The organism is Streptomyces sp. NPDC093071 (assembly GCF_044754545.1).
Classification (GTDB): domain Bacteria; phylum Actinomycetota; class Actinomycetes; order Streptomycetales; family Streptomycetaceae; genus Streptomyces.
In genome coordinates this window covers 337,568-350,873 of the sequence record NZ_JBIVPH010000003.1, presented here as the reverse complement: position 1 = coordinate 350,873, position 13,306 = coordinate 337,568, and the positions used below count along the sequence as shown (strand labels likewise).

At 73.4% G+C, this 13,306-nt stretch carries 12 protein-coding genes; 7 read left to right on the top strand and 5 right to left on the bottom strand.

Annotation, left to right across the window (positions count from 1 at the left end; translation table 11 throughout):
• Nucleotides 1-37 precede the first annotated feature (37 nt).
• The 3 genes from ACIQD7_RS12890 to ACIQD7_RS12880 all read left to right on the top strand — a co-directional run bounded on the left by ACIQD7_RS12890 (nt 38) and on the right by ACIQD7_RS12880 (nt 2,373).
• Complete coding sequence (locus tag ACIQD7_RS12890; protein WP_402441582.1) at nt 38-466, top strand: DUF5304 domain-containing protein; 429 nt, start codon at nt 38-40, stop codon at nt 464-466.
• Between the two features lie 66 nt (nt 467-532).
• Complete coding sequence (locus ACIQD7_RS12885) at nt 533-1,474, top strand: ROK family glucokinase (RefSeq protein ID WP_121828480.1); 942 nt, start codon at nt 533-535, stop codon at nt 1,472-1,474.
• Nucleotides 1,475-1,584: 110 nt separating this feature from the next.
• Nucleotides 1,585-2,373, top strand: a complete 789-nt coding sequence (locus ACIQD7_RS12880; RefSeq protein WP_402441581.1) for an endonuclease/exonuclease/phosphatase family protein — start codon at nt 1,585-1,587, stop codon at nt 2,371-2,373.
• Nucleotides 2,374-2,398: 25 nt separating this feature from the next.
• Here ACIQD7_RS12880 and ACIQD7_RS12875 read toward each other — a convergent pair whose 3' ends face one another.
• Nucleotides 2,399-3,091 (bottom strand): hypothetical protein, encoded by a 693-nt coding sequence (locus ACIQD7_RS12875; protein ID WP_402441580.1) that lies wholly within the window; start codon nt 3,089-3,091, stop codon nt 2,399-2,401.
• Nucleotides 3,084-3,866, bottom strand: coding sequence for a carboxylesterase (locus tag ACIQD7_RS12870; RefSeq protein ID WP_121828483.1), 783 nt, complete (start codon nt 3,864-3,866; stop codon nt 3,084-3,086). Before ACIQD7_RS12870 ends, ACIQD7_RS12875 begins: the two co-directional genes overlap by 8 nt.
• Nucleotides 3,867-4,076: 210 nt before the next feature.
• Here ACIQD7_RS12870 and ACIQD7_RS12865 point away from each other — a divergent pair, with 210 nt between their 5' ends.
• The 4 genes from ACIQD7_RS12865 to ACIQD7_RS12850 all read left to right on the top strand — a co-directional run bounded on the left by ACIQD7_RS12865 (nt 4,077) and on the right by ACIQD7_RS12850 (nt 8,291).
• Nucleotides 4,077-4,823 carry a 1-acyl-sn-glycerol-3-phosphate acyltransferase gene (locus ACIQD7_RS12865; RefSeq protein WP_202528924.1) on the top strand — a complete coding sequence of 249 codons (747 nt, stop codon included), beginning with the start codon at nt 4,077-4,079 and terminating at the stop codon, nt 4,821-4,823.
• A 492-nt stretch (nt 4,824-5,315) separates the two neighbouring features.
• A complete protein-coding gene (gene macS, locus ACIQD7_RS12860) occupies nt 5,316-6,527 on the top strand; it encodes a MacS family sensor histidine kinase (RefSeq protein ID WP_121828485.1) in 1,212 nt (403 codons plus the stop codon).
• Nucleotides 6,524-7,195 (top strand): response regulator transcription factor, encoded by a 672-nt coding sequence (locus tag ACIQD7_RS12855; protein WP_240449841.1) that lies wholly within the window; start codon nt 6,524-6,526, stop codon nt 7,193-7,195. Before macS ends, ACIQD7_RS12855 begins: the two co-directional genes overlap by 4 nt.
• 97 nt (nt 7,196-7,292) lie before the next feature.
• The gene (locus tag ACIQD7_RS12850) at nt 7,293-8,291 is read left to right on the top strand and encodes a 2-hydroxyacid dehydrogenase (RefSeq protein ID WP_121828486.1); all 999 of its coding nucleotides are present in this window, start codon (nt 7,293-7,295) and stop codon (nt 8,289-8,291) included.
• A gap of 33 nt (nt 8,292-8,324) precedes the next feature.
• Here ACIQD7_RS12850 and ACIQD7_RS12845 read toward each other — a convergent pair whose 3' ends face one another.
• The 3 genes from ACIQD7_RS12845 to ACIQD7_RS12835 form a co-directional block, all read right to left on the bottom strand.
• Nucleotides 8,325-10,193, bottom strand: coding sequence for an anthranilate synthase family protein (locus ACIQD7_RS12845; protein WP_402441579.1), 1,869 nt, complete (start codon nt 10,191-10,193; stop codon nt 8,325-8,327).
• 101 nt (nt 10,194-10,294) lie between these two features.
• The gene (locus tag ACIQD7_RS12840; RefSeq protein ID WP_351970036.1) at nt 10,295-10,351 is read right to left on the bottom strand and encodes a trp operon leader peptide; all 57 of its coding nucleotides are present in this window, start codon (nt 10,349-10,351) and stop codon (nt 10,295-10,297) included.
• 88 nt (nt 10,352-10,439) lie between these two features.
• Nucleotides 10,440-13,223 (bottom strand): N-acetylmuramoyl-L-alanine amidase, encoded by a 2,784-nt coding sequence (locus ACIQD7_RS12835; protein WP_402441578.1) that lies wholly within the window; start codon nt 13,221-13,223, stop codon nt 10,440-10,442.
• Nucleotides 13,224-13,306 lie beyond the last annotated feature (83 nt).

Here is a 13,306-nt window from a genome sequence, read left to right as displayed (position 1 = left end):
TGTACCGTCGAAGTACCAGCCGACTGAGGAGTGCGCCATGAGCGATTCGGACGCCTGGGCCAAGGCGTGCGCCGAGGACCTGGAGGCGGAGAAGGCCCGTCGCAGGGCCGAGCGCGGGGCCGGGCCCGGATCGGCCGCCGAGGAGTTCCGGAAGCTCTTCGACGCCGTCGCGGGCAAGGTCTCCGAGGGCTTCGGGAACCCGCTCCTCGCGGCCCAGGCCGCGCGGACCGTCCAGCAGCTCGTCGACCAGGCGAAGGCCGCCGTCGAGCCCGTCGTCGAGCGCAACCCGCAGGTCTTCGACCACCTCGCCGCCGCCGGCGGCGAACTCCTCGCCGCCTACCGCTCCGCCGTCGAGGGCCACGAGACCCGCTGGACCCGGGGAGGGACCCCCGCGGAAGAGCCCCCGAAGCCGCCCCGCGAGGACGGCGAAGGGCCCGGAACCGGCCAGCACATCGACCTGGATTGATCAGGACGCGCCTCCCCCTCGGGTACGGTGGGCCCTAGCGGGGCTCGACCGAAAACTGAGGGACACATGGGACTCACCATCGGCGTCGACATCGGCGGCACGAAGATCGCGGCCGGCGTGGTCGACGAGGAGGGCAACATCCTCGACACGCACAAGGTGCCCACCCCGCCGACCCCCGAGGGCATCGTCGACGCGATCAGCACGGCGGTCTCCCAGGCCGGCCGGGGCCACGCGATCGAGGCCGTGGGCATCGGTGCCGCCGGCTACGTCGACGACAAGCGCGCCACCGTCCTCTTCGCGCCGAACATCGACTGGCGGCACGAGCCGCTCAAGGACAAGGTCGAGCAGCGCGTCGGCCTGCCCGTCGTCGTCGAGAACGACGCCAACGCCGCCGCCTGGGGCGAGTACCGCTTCGGCGCCGGCCAGGGCCACGAGGACGTCATCTGCATCACCCTCGGCACCGGCCTCGGCGGCGGCATCATCATCGGCAACAAGCTGCGCCGCGGCCGCTTCGGCGTGGCCGCCGAATTCGGCCACATCCGGGTCGTCCCCGACGGCCTGCTCTGCGGCTGCGGCAGCCAGGGCTGCTGGGAGCAGTACGCCTCCGGGCGCGCCCTCGTCCGCTACGCCCGGCAGCGCGCCAACGCCACCCCGGAGAACGCCGAGGTCCTGCTGAGCCTCGGCGACGGCACCCCCGAGGGCATCGAGGGCCGTCACGTCAGCCAGGCCGCCCGCGCCGGCGACCCGGTCGCCGTCGACTCCTTCCGGGAGCTGGCCCGCTGGGCCGGCGCAGGCCTCGCCGACCTGGCCTCGCTCTTCGACCCCTCGGCGTTCATCGTCGGCGGCGGCGTCTCGGACGAGGGCGACCTCGTCCTCGACCCGATCCGCAAGTCCTTCCGGCGCTGGCTGATCGGCGGCCAGTGGCGCCCGCACGCCCAGGTCCTCGCCGCCCAGCTCGGCAACAAGGCCGGCCTGGTCGGCGCGGCGGACCTGGCCCGCCAGGGCTGACACCGCGCGAAGCCCCCGTACTCGCCCGTACGAAGGCTTGTGAAGGCCGTACGACGACCGCCCGCCGCGTCCCCCCGGACCCGGCGGGCGGTCGTCGTATGTTGACCCCCATGGCGATCACCGAACTGCCCAACTCCCGCACCGAGGAAGACGGTTCGGCCGTCCTCCGGGTCCTGAGCTACAACGTCCGCTCGATGCGCGACGACGAGGACGCCCTCGCCCGGGTCATCCGGGCCTGCGCCCCGGACGTCGTCTTCGTCCAGGAGGCCCCGCGCTTCTTCCGCTGGCGCAAGCACGCCGCCCGGCTCGCCGCCAAGAGCGACCTCGTCGTCCTGAGCGGCGGCGCCACCGCCGCGGGACCGCTGCTGCTCTGCTCCCTGCGGGCCACCGTGGAACGCACCGAGGACGTGCTGCTCCCGCTCACCCCCGGGCTGCACCGCCGGGGCCTGGCGACGGCGGTCGTCCGCTTCGCCGGGGCCCGGGTCGGGCTGATCAGCTGCCACCTGAGCCTGCGGAAGGACGAGCGGTACGCCCAGGCCGGCCTGGTCCTCGACCGGGTCGCCGCCCTCGGCACCCCGCACGTCCTCGTCGGCGGCGACCTCAACGAACGGCCCGGCGGCCCCGCCTTCACCCGGCTCACCGGGAAGCTCAGGGACGGCTGGGCCGAGGCCCCGTGGGGCGGCGAGCACACCTCGATCCCCGAGGACCCCCACCAGCGCATCGACGCGGTCCTGGCCACCCCGGGCGTCGAGTTCCTCGGCTGCGGGGTCCCGACCGGCCTGGACCCCGCCGACCTGAGGGCCGCCACGGACCACCTGCCGGTCCTCGCGGCGGTCCGCGTGCCCACCGCGCGGGACTCGGGACCTCTGGACGCCCACGCCGCGGCCCGGGACCTCTAGGCGCCCACGCCGCGGCCCGGGGCCTCTAGACGACCGCCCCGCGCCCCGGGTCGTCGAAGCCGTCCTCGTCGTCGTCGTGCTTCATGCGCGCGACCAGGGTCGCGAAGCCGCCCAGGAAGCCGCCCACGCAGAGCGTCGTCAGCCACCAGGTCATGTCCCACTGGAGCAGGACGGCCAGGAGCAGCAGGACCGGACCGCCGATCACGCCGAGCCAGGCGAACTTGGCCGCCGCGTCCGCCTCCGGCAGCGGGGGCGGCTCCGGCGGCACGAAGTGGCCCTCCTCGGAGCCCTCCGGGCCGTCCTCCGGCTCGGCGGGGGAGAAGTCCCGGGGGCCGGCGGGCCGCACCCCGGGCGCGAACACGATCGAGCCGCCGAGCGCCGGCTTCTCCGGACCGTCCCCGTCCGCCTCGGGCTCGCCGCCCGCCTCCGGCTTCCCGTCCGTCCCGGGCCCGTCGTCCGGCCCGGGCCGCCCGGTCGTCCTCGGCTTCCAGACCGCGTCCGGCTTCCCGGTCGCCTTCGGGGCGGACGGGCCCCCGGTCCCGTCCCCGTCGTCGGGGTCCTCGGGCTCCGGCAGCGACAGGTTCTCGATCGGCCGGAACGGCCTCGTCCCCGGAGGGTCCGCGGGCTCCTCGCCGTACCCGGCGACGATCGCGGCCCAGGCCGCCTCCTCGTCGATGGGCTGCGGCTCCCGGTCTCCGCCGTCCTGCTGATCAGCCACCGCTCCTGCTCCCCTTCCCGCCGACCGGTTCCGGCGCGAGGCGCTCGACGAAGGCCAGGCTCTCGTCGAAGATGCGCTCCGCGTCATGGTCCAACGTCGCCACGTGGTAGCTCTGTTCCAGCAGGACCTCCCGGACGTCCGTCGAGGAGACCCGGCTCAGGATCCTGGCCGAGTCGGCCGGCGGCACCACGTGGTCCCGGGGGCTGTGCAGCAGTACGAGCGGCTGCGTGACCTGCGGCAGCTCCCCGTCGACCGTACGGAAGAACTGGCGCAGGGAGTGCGCCGAGTGCAGCGGCACCCGGTCGTAGCCGACCTCGGTCACGCCCTCCTTGGCGATGTCGTTGGCGACGCCCTTCGTGGTGGGGACCAGGTGCCGGACGACCGGCAGCGCGTGCGCGGCCACGCCGTGCACCTTGTTCCCCGGATTGACCAGGACGAGCCCCCGCACCGCGTCCCCGTGCCGGGCGGCGAGCCGCAGCGCGAGGGCCCCGCCCATGGAGAGGCCGAAGACGAAGACGGTCGAGCACCGCTCCCGCAGCTCGCGCAGCGCCCGGTCGACCTCGGCGTACCAGTCGTGCCAGGTGGTGAGCCGCATGTCCTGCCAGCGGGTGCCGTGCCCCGGCAGGAGCGGCACCGACACCGACAGACCGCGCTCGGCCAGGTACTCGGCCCACGGGCGCATCGACTGCGGGGAACCGGTGAATCCGTGACAGAGAAGGACGCCGACCTCTCCGCCCTCATGGCGGTACGGCTCGGCTCCGGGAAGGACCGGCACCGGGGTCTCCTGTTCGCTCGGCTTCGCGTTCGCCCCCGGACGCGTCCCCGGGGGCGCCCTCGCGTGCGCCTCCGGTGCGCCGAAGCGACGGAAAATGGGGAAGGGCCTTCACCGTACGCGACCGGACCGACACCGACCAGGGCCGTAGCGGGGGGCGTACGCCGGTACGGGATAAAGTCGTGGCCGACGGCACACGGAAGGCATGGCGAGTTGATCTACGGCGCAATGAAGTTCTCCCTCGGCGGCTCCCTGAAGATCGCCTTCCGGCCCTGGGTGGAGGGTCTGGAGAACGTTCCCGCCGACGGGCCCGCCATCCTGGCGAGCAACCACCTGTCCTTCTCGGACTCCTTCTTCCTGCCGGCCGTGCTCGACCGCAAGGTCACCTTCATCGCCAAGGCCGAGTACTTCACCACCCCCGGGGTGAAGGGCAAGCTCACCGCCGCCTTCTTCAAGGGCGTCGGCCAGCTGCCGGTGGACCGCTCGGGCGCGCGGGGCGCCGGCGAGGCGGCCATCAAGGCGGGCATCGAGGTCATCGAGGGCGGCGGCCTCTTCGGCATCTACCCCGAGGGCACGCGCTCGCCGGACGGACGCCTGTACCGGGGCAAGCCCGGCGGCCTGGCGCGGGTCGCCCTGGCCACCGGCGCGCCCGTGATCCCGGTCGCGATGATCGACACCGAGAAGATCCAGCCGCCCGGCAAGCTGGTCCCCAAGCTGATGCGCCCGGGGATCCGGATCGGCAAGCCGCTGGACTTCAGCCGCTACCGGGGCATGGAGGGCGACCGCTTCATCCTCCGCTCGGTGACGGACGAGGTCATGTACGAGATCATGAAGCTCTCCGGCCAGGAGTACGTCGACATCTACGCGACCGCCGCCAAGCGGCAGATCGCGGAGGCGGAGAAGGCGGCCAAGGAGGCGGTGAAGGCGGAGATCGCCGCCCGCGAGGAATCGGGGGCGTAGCCCCCGCCCCGCAGCACCCTCCTGCGAAGCCCCGCCCCGACGAGGACCGTGAGAAGCTCCCCGCCGAGAGACCCGGGCCGGAGCGGAAGCCGCCCCGGGAGGCCGGGGGAGCAGGGGAGGACGCCCCACGAAGGGCCCGAGGACGGGGGAAGCCGCCCGCGAGGGCCCGGGCCGGGGGAGAATCGCCCCGCGAGAGGTCCGGAGGCGGGGAGAAGCGCCCCGCCGGGGAGTCGGAGACGGGGGAAAGCCGCCCGCCAAGGCCCCGGGGGTGCGGAAAGCCGCTCCGCGAGGGGCTCGGGGCGGGGGAGAATCGTCCCGCTGAAGGTCCGGAGGCGGGGAGGGCCGTCTCGCCGAGGGGCCGGAGCGGGAGAATCGTTCCGCCGTGGGGGCGGAGGCCGGGAGGCCGGTCGTGGAGGATTCCGGGGCGGGCGAGAACCGTCCAGGGAAGCAGCCGGGGCGGAGGGAACCGTACCGGTAGGGGGTGGGGGAGAGATGGCCAAGCGCGAGCGCGTCGTGCGGATGTCGGTCGAGCAGCCGCTGTGGCGCGCGCTGACCGGCTACCGCGTCCTGACCATGGTCTATGCCGTCCTGCTCTTCGTCTTCGGCCGGGACCGGTACGAGCGGCCCTGGGTCGGCGTCGTCTACCTGGCGGTGATGTGCGTCTGGACCCTCGCCACCCTCCCCAAGGTGGCGAACGCGGCCGGCTGCACCAAGCGCTTCCTCGTCGCCGACCTCACCGTCGCCCTCACCGGCATCCTCCTCACCCCGCTCGCCGACGCCCACGCCCAGTCGGTCGACGGCCCCACCCTGCCGTCCATATGGACCGCCGGATCCGTCCTCGCGTTCGCCATCAAGGGCGGCTGGCGCTGGGCCGGCATCGCCTCCTCCCTCGTCGCCGTCGCCAACATCGTCGAGCGCGGCCACCCCAGCCGGGACACCGTCCACAACGTGATCCTCGTCTGGGTCGCCTCCATCGCCATCGGATACGTCGTCGAGGTCGCCCGCGCCTCCGAGCGCACCCTCGCCCGCGCCCTGGAGATCGAGGCCGCCACCCGGGAGCGGGAGCGGCTCGCCCGCGACATCCACGACGGCGTCCTCCAGGTCCTCGCGATGGTCCAGCGGCGCGGCACCGCGCTCGGCGGCGAGGCCGCCGACCTCGGCAGGATGGCGGGCGAGCAGGAGGTGGCCCTGCGCACCCTGGTGGCGGGCGGGCTCAACCGGCCCAGCCTGGTCTCCGAGGACGAGTCCGAGGGGGCCGTGGTCCGGGTCGTGGAGGTGGACGACGAGGCCGACGGCTCCGCCCCCGTCGACCTGCGCGTCCTGATCGCCCCGCGCGCCGGGTCCCGGGTCACCCTCTCCGAGCCCGGCGCCCCCGTCCTGCTCCCGCCGCCCGCCGCCCGCGAGCTGGCCGCCGCCGTCGGCGCCGCCCTGGACAATGTGAGGGTGCACGCGGGCGAGGACGCCCACGCCTGGATCCTGATCGAGGACTGGCCCGACGAGGTGATCGTCACCGTCCGGGACGACGGACCCGGCATCCCGGAGGGCCGTCTCGCGCAGGCGGAGGGCGAGGGCAGGATGGGCGTCGCGCTCTCCATCCGGGGGAGGCTGCGGGACCTGGGCGGCAGCGCCGAGGTCGTCTCGGTCCCCGGACAGGGCACGGAAGTCGAGTTGAAGGTCCCACGGGGTAAGGCGGAGAAGCAGTGAGCGAGCAGCCGATCAGAGTCATGGTCGTCGACGACCACCCGATGTGGCGGGATGCGGTCGCCCGCGACCTCGCCGAGGCGGGCTTCGACGTGGTCGCCACCGCGGGCGACGGCGAGCAGGCCGTGCGGCGCGCGGCGGCCGCCGCCCCCGACGTCCTCGTCCTGGACCTGAACCTGCCGGTCAAGCCCGGCGTCCAGGTCTGCAAGGAGCTCGTCGGCGCCCGCCCCGAGCTGCGGGTCCTCGTGCTCTCGGCGAGCGGCGAGCACGCCGACGTCCTGGAGGCGGTCAAGTCCGGCGCCACCGGCTACCTCCTCAAGTCCGCCAGTACGGAGGAGCTGATCGACGCGGTCCGGCGCACGGCCGTCGGCGACCCCGTCTTCACCCCCGGCCTGGCCGGCCTGGTCCTCGGCGAGTACCGCCGGCTGGCCTCCGAGCCCGCCCCGGTCAGCGGCACCGACGAGCCGAAGGCCCCCCAGCTGACCGAGCGCGAGACCGAGGTCCTGCGGCTCGTCGCCAAGGGCCTCAGCTACAAGCAGATCGCCGAGCGCCTGGTCATCTCGCACCGCACGGTGCAGAACCACGTCCAGAACACCCTCGGCAAGCTCCAGCTCCACAACCGGGTGGAACTCGTCCGGTACGCCATCGAGCGGGGCCTCGACGAGGCGTAGGCCCGTCCGACGGGCCGGGTCCGGGGCGAGGCCGTATATTCGCGCTGACAGGACACAGGCGCCGGCATCCGGCCCGTCACCGCACCGAGGGGTATGCGTGGAAATCCTGGCATTCGGCGTGCAGGCGGACGAGAAGCCGCTCATCGAGCGGGCCTTCGAGGGGTACCACGACGTCCACTGCCTGGACGTCTTCCTCACCGAGGACACCGCCCGCATCGCGGCCGGCTACGAGATCGTCTCCACCAGCGTCAACGCCGTCCTGGACCACCGCGTCCTGCAGATCCTCGCGGCCGGCGGGACGCAGATGATCGCCCAGCGCTCCACCGGCTTCAACAACATCGACCTGGAGGTCGCCGAGCGCCTCGGCCTCACCGTCGCCCGGGTGTCGTACTACTCGCCGTACTCGGTCGCGGAGTTCGCCTGGACCCTCGCCATGGCCGTCAACCGCCGGATCGTCCGCGCGTCCAACCGGACCCGCGACTTCGACTTCCGGCTCGACGGGCTGATGGGCCGCGACCTGCGGGGGCGGACCGTCGGCGTCCTCGGCACCGGCAAGATCGGGGAGGCCTTCACCCGGATCGCCCACGGCTTCGGGATGAAGCTCCTCGGCTGGGACGTCGCCGAGAACCCGGCCTGCGTCGACCTCGGCATGAGGTACGTCGAGAAGGAGCGGCTCTTCGCGGAGTCGGACCTGGTCAGCCTCCACGTGCCGCTGCTCCCCGCCACCCGGCACGTCGTCGACGCCACCGCCCTGAAGGCGATGAAGGACGACGCCATCCTGGTGAACTCCAGCCGTGGCGGGCTCGTCGACACCGACGCCCTGGTCACCGAGCTGCGCGCCGGCCGCTTCACCGGCGTCGGCCTGGACGTGTACGAGGCGGAGGCCGGGCTGTTCTTCCTCGACAAGTCCCTGGAGGTGGTCGAGGACGACACCCTGGCCCGCCTGGTCACCTTCCCGAACGTGGTGGTCACCTCCCACCAGGCGTACTACACCGAGGACGCCGTCGGCCAGATCGTCGACACCACCCTCCGCAACGTCCTCGACCACATCGCCGGCCGCCGCAGCGAGAACGTCCTGGTCCCCAGGACCGGATGACCCGGCGGCCGGGTCCCGGGGACGCGCGGGACCTCAGACCAGGACGCCCGCGAGGAGCGAGGCCGTCAGGGCCGCGCCCTCCGTCGTCAGGACCGACTCGGGGTGGAACTGCACCCCGGCGAAGCCCGGCCCGCGCAGGGCGTGCACCTCGCCCGTCCCCGGGTCGCGGCTCACCTCGATCCGGTGCAGCGCCAGCTCCTCGGCCGCCCGGTCGTCGCAGCGGGCGGTGAAGCTGTTGTAGAAGCCGACCGTCCGCTCCTGCCCGAAGAGGTCGATCCGCACCTGGGCGCCCTGGAACGGCACCCGCTTGCGGACGATCTCCAGGCCCAGTTCGGCGGCGATCAGCTCGTGCCCGAGGCACACTCCGAGCAGGCCGTGCCGGTGGTTCCGGACCAGTTCGGCGGTCAGACCGCGCAGGAACCGCATCTTGGCGTCGGCCGCGTCCGAGGGGTCGCCGGGCCCGGGACCGAGGACGACCGGCCCCTCGTGCGCGAGCGCCAGCTCCCGCAGCCCCGGCTCGTCGTACCGCAGCACCGACACCTCCAGGCCGGAGGAGCGCAGCACGTGCGCCAGCATCGCGGTGAAGGTGTCCTCGGCGTCCACCACCAGCGCGTGCCCGGACAGCTCGGCCGACCGGACCTGCATCTTCAGCCAGAACGGCGCCAGGTCCGCCCGGCGGGCGTCGAGCGCGGCCCGGACGCGGGGATCGTCGGCCAGCCGGGCAGCGACGGGCCCCTCCGCCGCCGGCCGGCCCTCCCGCACGCCGAGCGCGGTGAGGATCCCGGCCGCCTTGGCGTGGGTCTCGGCCACCTCGCCCGCCGGGTCCGAGTGCCGCACCAGGGTCGCGCCCACCGGCACCCGCAGCCGCCCGTCGGCGGTGATGTCGGCCGTACGGATCAGGATGGGGGAGTCCAGCGTCTGGGCGCCGGACCCGTCCGTGCCGAGCAGGGCGAGGGCGCCCGCGTAGTAGCCGCGCCCGCCGCTCTCGTGACGCTCGATCACCCGGCAGGCGTTCTGCACCGGCGACCCGGTGACGGTCGCCGCGAACATCGTCTCCCGCAGCACCTCCCGCACGTCCAGGGACGACCGGCCGCGCAGCTCGTACTCGGTGTGCGCGAGGTGCGCCATCTCCTTCAGGCGCGGGCCGATCACCACCCCGCCCCGGTCGCCCACCGTGCACATCATCTTCAGCTCCTCGTCCACCACCATGGACAGCTCCTCGGTCTCCTTGCGGTCGCCGAGGAAGGCGAGCAGGTCCTCCGGGGTGGGGGCGGCGCCGGCCGGGTAGCGGTACGTGCCGCTGATCGGGTTCATCACGACCGTCCCGCCCGCCATCCGGACGTGCGCCTCGGGGCTCGCCCCGACCAGGGTCCGCTCCCCGGTGTGCACGACGAACGTCCAGTACGCGCCCCGCTCGCCCGCCAGCAGCCGCCGGAACAGGGCGAGTGCGTCGGCGCGCCCGAAGCCCGGGACCTCCCCGGTGTAGGTGCGCCGGATCACGAAGTTCGCGCCCTCGCCGGAGCCGATCTCCTCGTCGATCACCCGCCGCACGGTCCGCGCGTACTCCTCGTCGGAGACGTCGAACCCGCCGCCCTCGACCCGCACGTCGTGCGCGGGGAGCCGCTCCAGGACCTCGGCGAGCGGCAGCTCGTACGCCTCGTCGGCGACGAGCACGGAGAGCGGGGTGCCGTCGTCGCGCACGTCGAAGCCGCGCTCCCGGATCTGCCGGAAGGGCACGAGCGCGAGCGCCGGCAGCGGGCCCACGGGCAGCTCCGCGAGGCGCCCGGCCTCGTGGACCCGGCCGATCAGCACCTCGACGGTGTCGTGGTCGCGGCCCGGGGTGCGCCTGCGCAGCAGGGCGAAGGGAGGGCAGGAGTCGTCGAGCAGACGGGAGAGGTCCATGGGGTCGGTCGTTCCTTCCGTGGGGGTGCGGAGAGGAACGGCCCCGGATGCGGGAAAGGCCGCCCCTCGGGCGGCCTTCGCGTGTGTCGGTGTACGCGCAGTCAGTGGGCCGCCGGATGAGCGGTCCACCACCAGTCCTGGTTCAGGGGCGCGTACATGCGAGCACTGTAGCCCAGCCGGCACGGGAAAGGGGCCCGGTCCACACCGCGGACGGTGCGGGCCGGGCCCCGGAGCGGTCCCGTCCGGTCAGAAGACCGGGTTGTAGGCCTGCCAGCCGCCGCCGATCCTGACGCGCGCGGTGTACGGGGAGGTGGCGTTGCCCGTGCCCCGGTAGAGCCACAGGTCGCCGGCGGCGTCGCGGCCGACGAAGTCGACCCTGCCGTCCCCGGTGAGGTCGCTCGGCCCGACGACGCTGTTGTAGATCTGCCAGCCGGTGCCGACCTTGAGGCGCGCGGCGTACGGGGAAGTGGCGTTGCCGGTGCCCCGGTACAGCCACAGCACGCCGGCGGTGTCGCGGCCGATGAAGTCGGGCTTGCCGTCGCCGCTGAGGTCGCCGGTGCTGATGATGCTGTTGTAGATCTGCCAGCCGGTGCCGATCCGCTCCCGGGGGGCGAACGGCGTCGCCGGGGTGCCGGTGCCCCGGTACAGCCACAGGACGCCCGACTTCTCGCGGGCGAGCAGGTCCGGCCTGCCGTCCCCGGTCAGGTCGCGGATGCCGACGACGGTGTCGTAGACCTGCCAGCCGCCGCCGACCCGCAGCCGGGCCTTGAACGGCGCCGACGGGTTGCCGCTGCCCTGGTAGTACCAGAGCACGCCGCCGGGCTCCCGGGCCACGGCGTCCCCGGTGCCGTCGGCCCCGAGGGCCGTCAGCGGGGTGATCGCGTCGTAGCCCTGCCAGCCGCTGCCGACCCGGTACCGGGCCAGGAACGGGGTGGTGGCGTCGCCGGTGCCCTGGTGCTGCCAGAGGACGCCGGAGGCGTCGCGGGAGAGCAGGTTGTAGCGGTTGTCGGCGCGGACGGGGGCGGTGCCGGGGGCCTCGGTGACCTCGCTCTGCTTCACCCAGACGATCTTGTGGTGGAAGCGGATCGGCACGTACGGGACGGAGCCGACGACGTTCTTCTGCTCGGTGCCGAACCAGTCGTCGCCCACGACGGCGGGACCGGCCTTGACGTAGGCCTGGCCGGCGGCGAACGAGAACTTCGACAGCGGGTCGTTCTCGTCGCCCGGCGGCTTCAGGTTCGCCGCGGTGTAGGCGGCGGTCTCCGGGAAGGAGCGGCCGAAGACCTTGACCGAGGAGAGGCCGGAGCGGACCTTCACGGTCGTGGCGCCGGGCACCGGGACGGTGTACTGGCCGCCGGGGTTCTGGAACCAGGCCTTCTTGCCCGCGTACCAGATCGCCGTCCAGTCGGCCTGCGCCTCGGCCACGACGTAGAGGCCGCCGGCGCGGACCTTGTTGCCGTAGTTCGAGCCCTCGGTCCACAGGGAGTTGAAGTACGGGTCGGTCAGCGTCGCCGCGTCCGTCGAGGGCGACGCGTAGAGGTAGCCGAAGTTGGACGGGCGGGCCGGGACGGCCTTGCCGCCGGTGGACAGCTTCGGCTGGTTCGCCGTGGTGAACGGCGGCACCACGCGGACCACCTGGCCGGCCCGGAGCGGAGCGCCCGCGCCCTTGTCGCCCTGCGGGGCGCCCAGGAGGGACATGTAGTAGTTCCAGTCCCAGTACGGGCCCGCGTCCCAGTGCAGGCTGCTGAGCCGGTTGTCCGTCTGGAGCGCCACCTCGTCGTGCCCGATGATGTGCTCGCGGTCGATCGGCACGCCGTACGTCTTCGCCAGGAACTTCACCAGCTCGGCGGAGGACCGGTACTGCGGCTCGGTGTACCAGCTCCCCTCCTTGATGGCGTAGCCCTCGTGCTCCACGCCGATGGAGTGCATGTTGTGCGTCCAGTTGCCCGCGTGCCACGCCAGCTGCCTGTTCTCCAGCATCTGGGTGACCTGGCCGTCCTGGGCCCGGATCAGATAGTGGGCGCTGCCCGCCCCCTTGGGGTCGGTGAGCGCGTCGAGCGAGCCCTGGTAGGGGCCCTCGGTGTCGTGGATGACGATCTGGCGGATGTCCAGGCCCTGGTTCGGGCGGTCGCCGAGGGTGTAATTGCGCGCGCCGCCGAGGTCCGTGCGGACCGGCACGAAGTCGCAGTTCAGGCCTGCGGGGCACTCGGGGGTCGGGACCGCCGCCGTGCTCGCGAAGCTCGCCGCCAGCGGCACGTTCGACGGCTTGACCGGCTCGGCCGACGGATCGGCCGGCAGGGCGACGGACTCGCCGTCGAGGGTGAGGGCCCGCTCGCCCTTCCTGATCGACTCGAAGACGCGCTTCGCGAAGAGGTCGGCGCCCTTCTTCTTCGGGGACTGGCTGTAGCGCGCCACGGCCGGGTACCAGTCGCCCGGCTCGTCGGACAGCTCGGCGCCCGCCCGCTTCTGGTACGCGGCGAGCAGCGCCGCACCGGCCCGGACGGAGGCGCGGGTGTCGTTCTGGACGGCCTCGGTGGAGCTGCCGATCAGCCCGGCGGCCTCGTCCAGGGTGTGGAGCCGGGGGTCGTCGGTGTCGACGAGCGCCTTCTCCAGGATCCGCCGGACCTCCGCGCGGTCGAACTTCTTCTCGATCTCCGGCCGGCCGGAGCCGTTGAAGTGGTCGATCTGCTCGTCGGTGACCTTCTGCGCCACGTCCCCGGGCTCGACCTTCGTGAGACCCATCACGTTGTACGCGCCGGTCGTGCTCGGCTCGCCGTCGTGGGACTCCCAGCGGGTCTGCTGGTACGACACCGCCATCAGCACGCTCTGCGGCACGCCGAACTCCCGCGCGGCGCTCGCGAACTGCTCCTGGAGGGAGGCGTCCCGGACCGCCTTGTCGTCGCCGGCCGAGCCCAGGAGGTTCGGCGAGGCGACCGCGAGGGTGCCGATCGCGGCCGTGGCGGCGACCGCGGCCACGGTTCCGTACAGGAGGCGTTTCCTCTTGCGGTCCCTGCGATGTCCCTGTGCCACGCCCACCCCTGTGTTCAGCTGTGTTCGACAATGTCGTCGAAGTTGTCGAGAAACGGGGCCGAGGGTAACACCCCCCGCCGTCA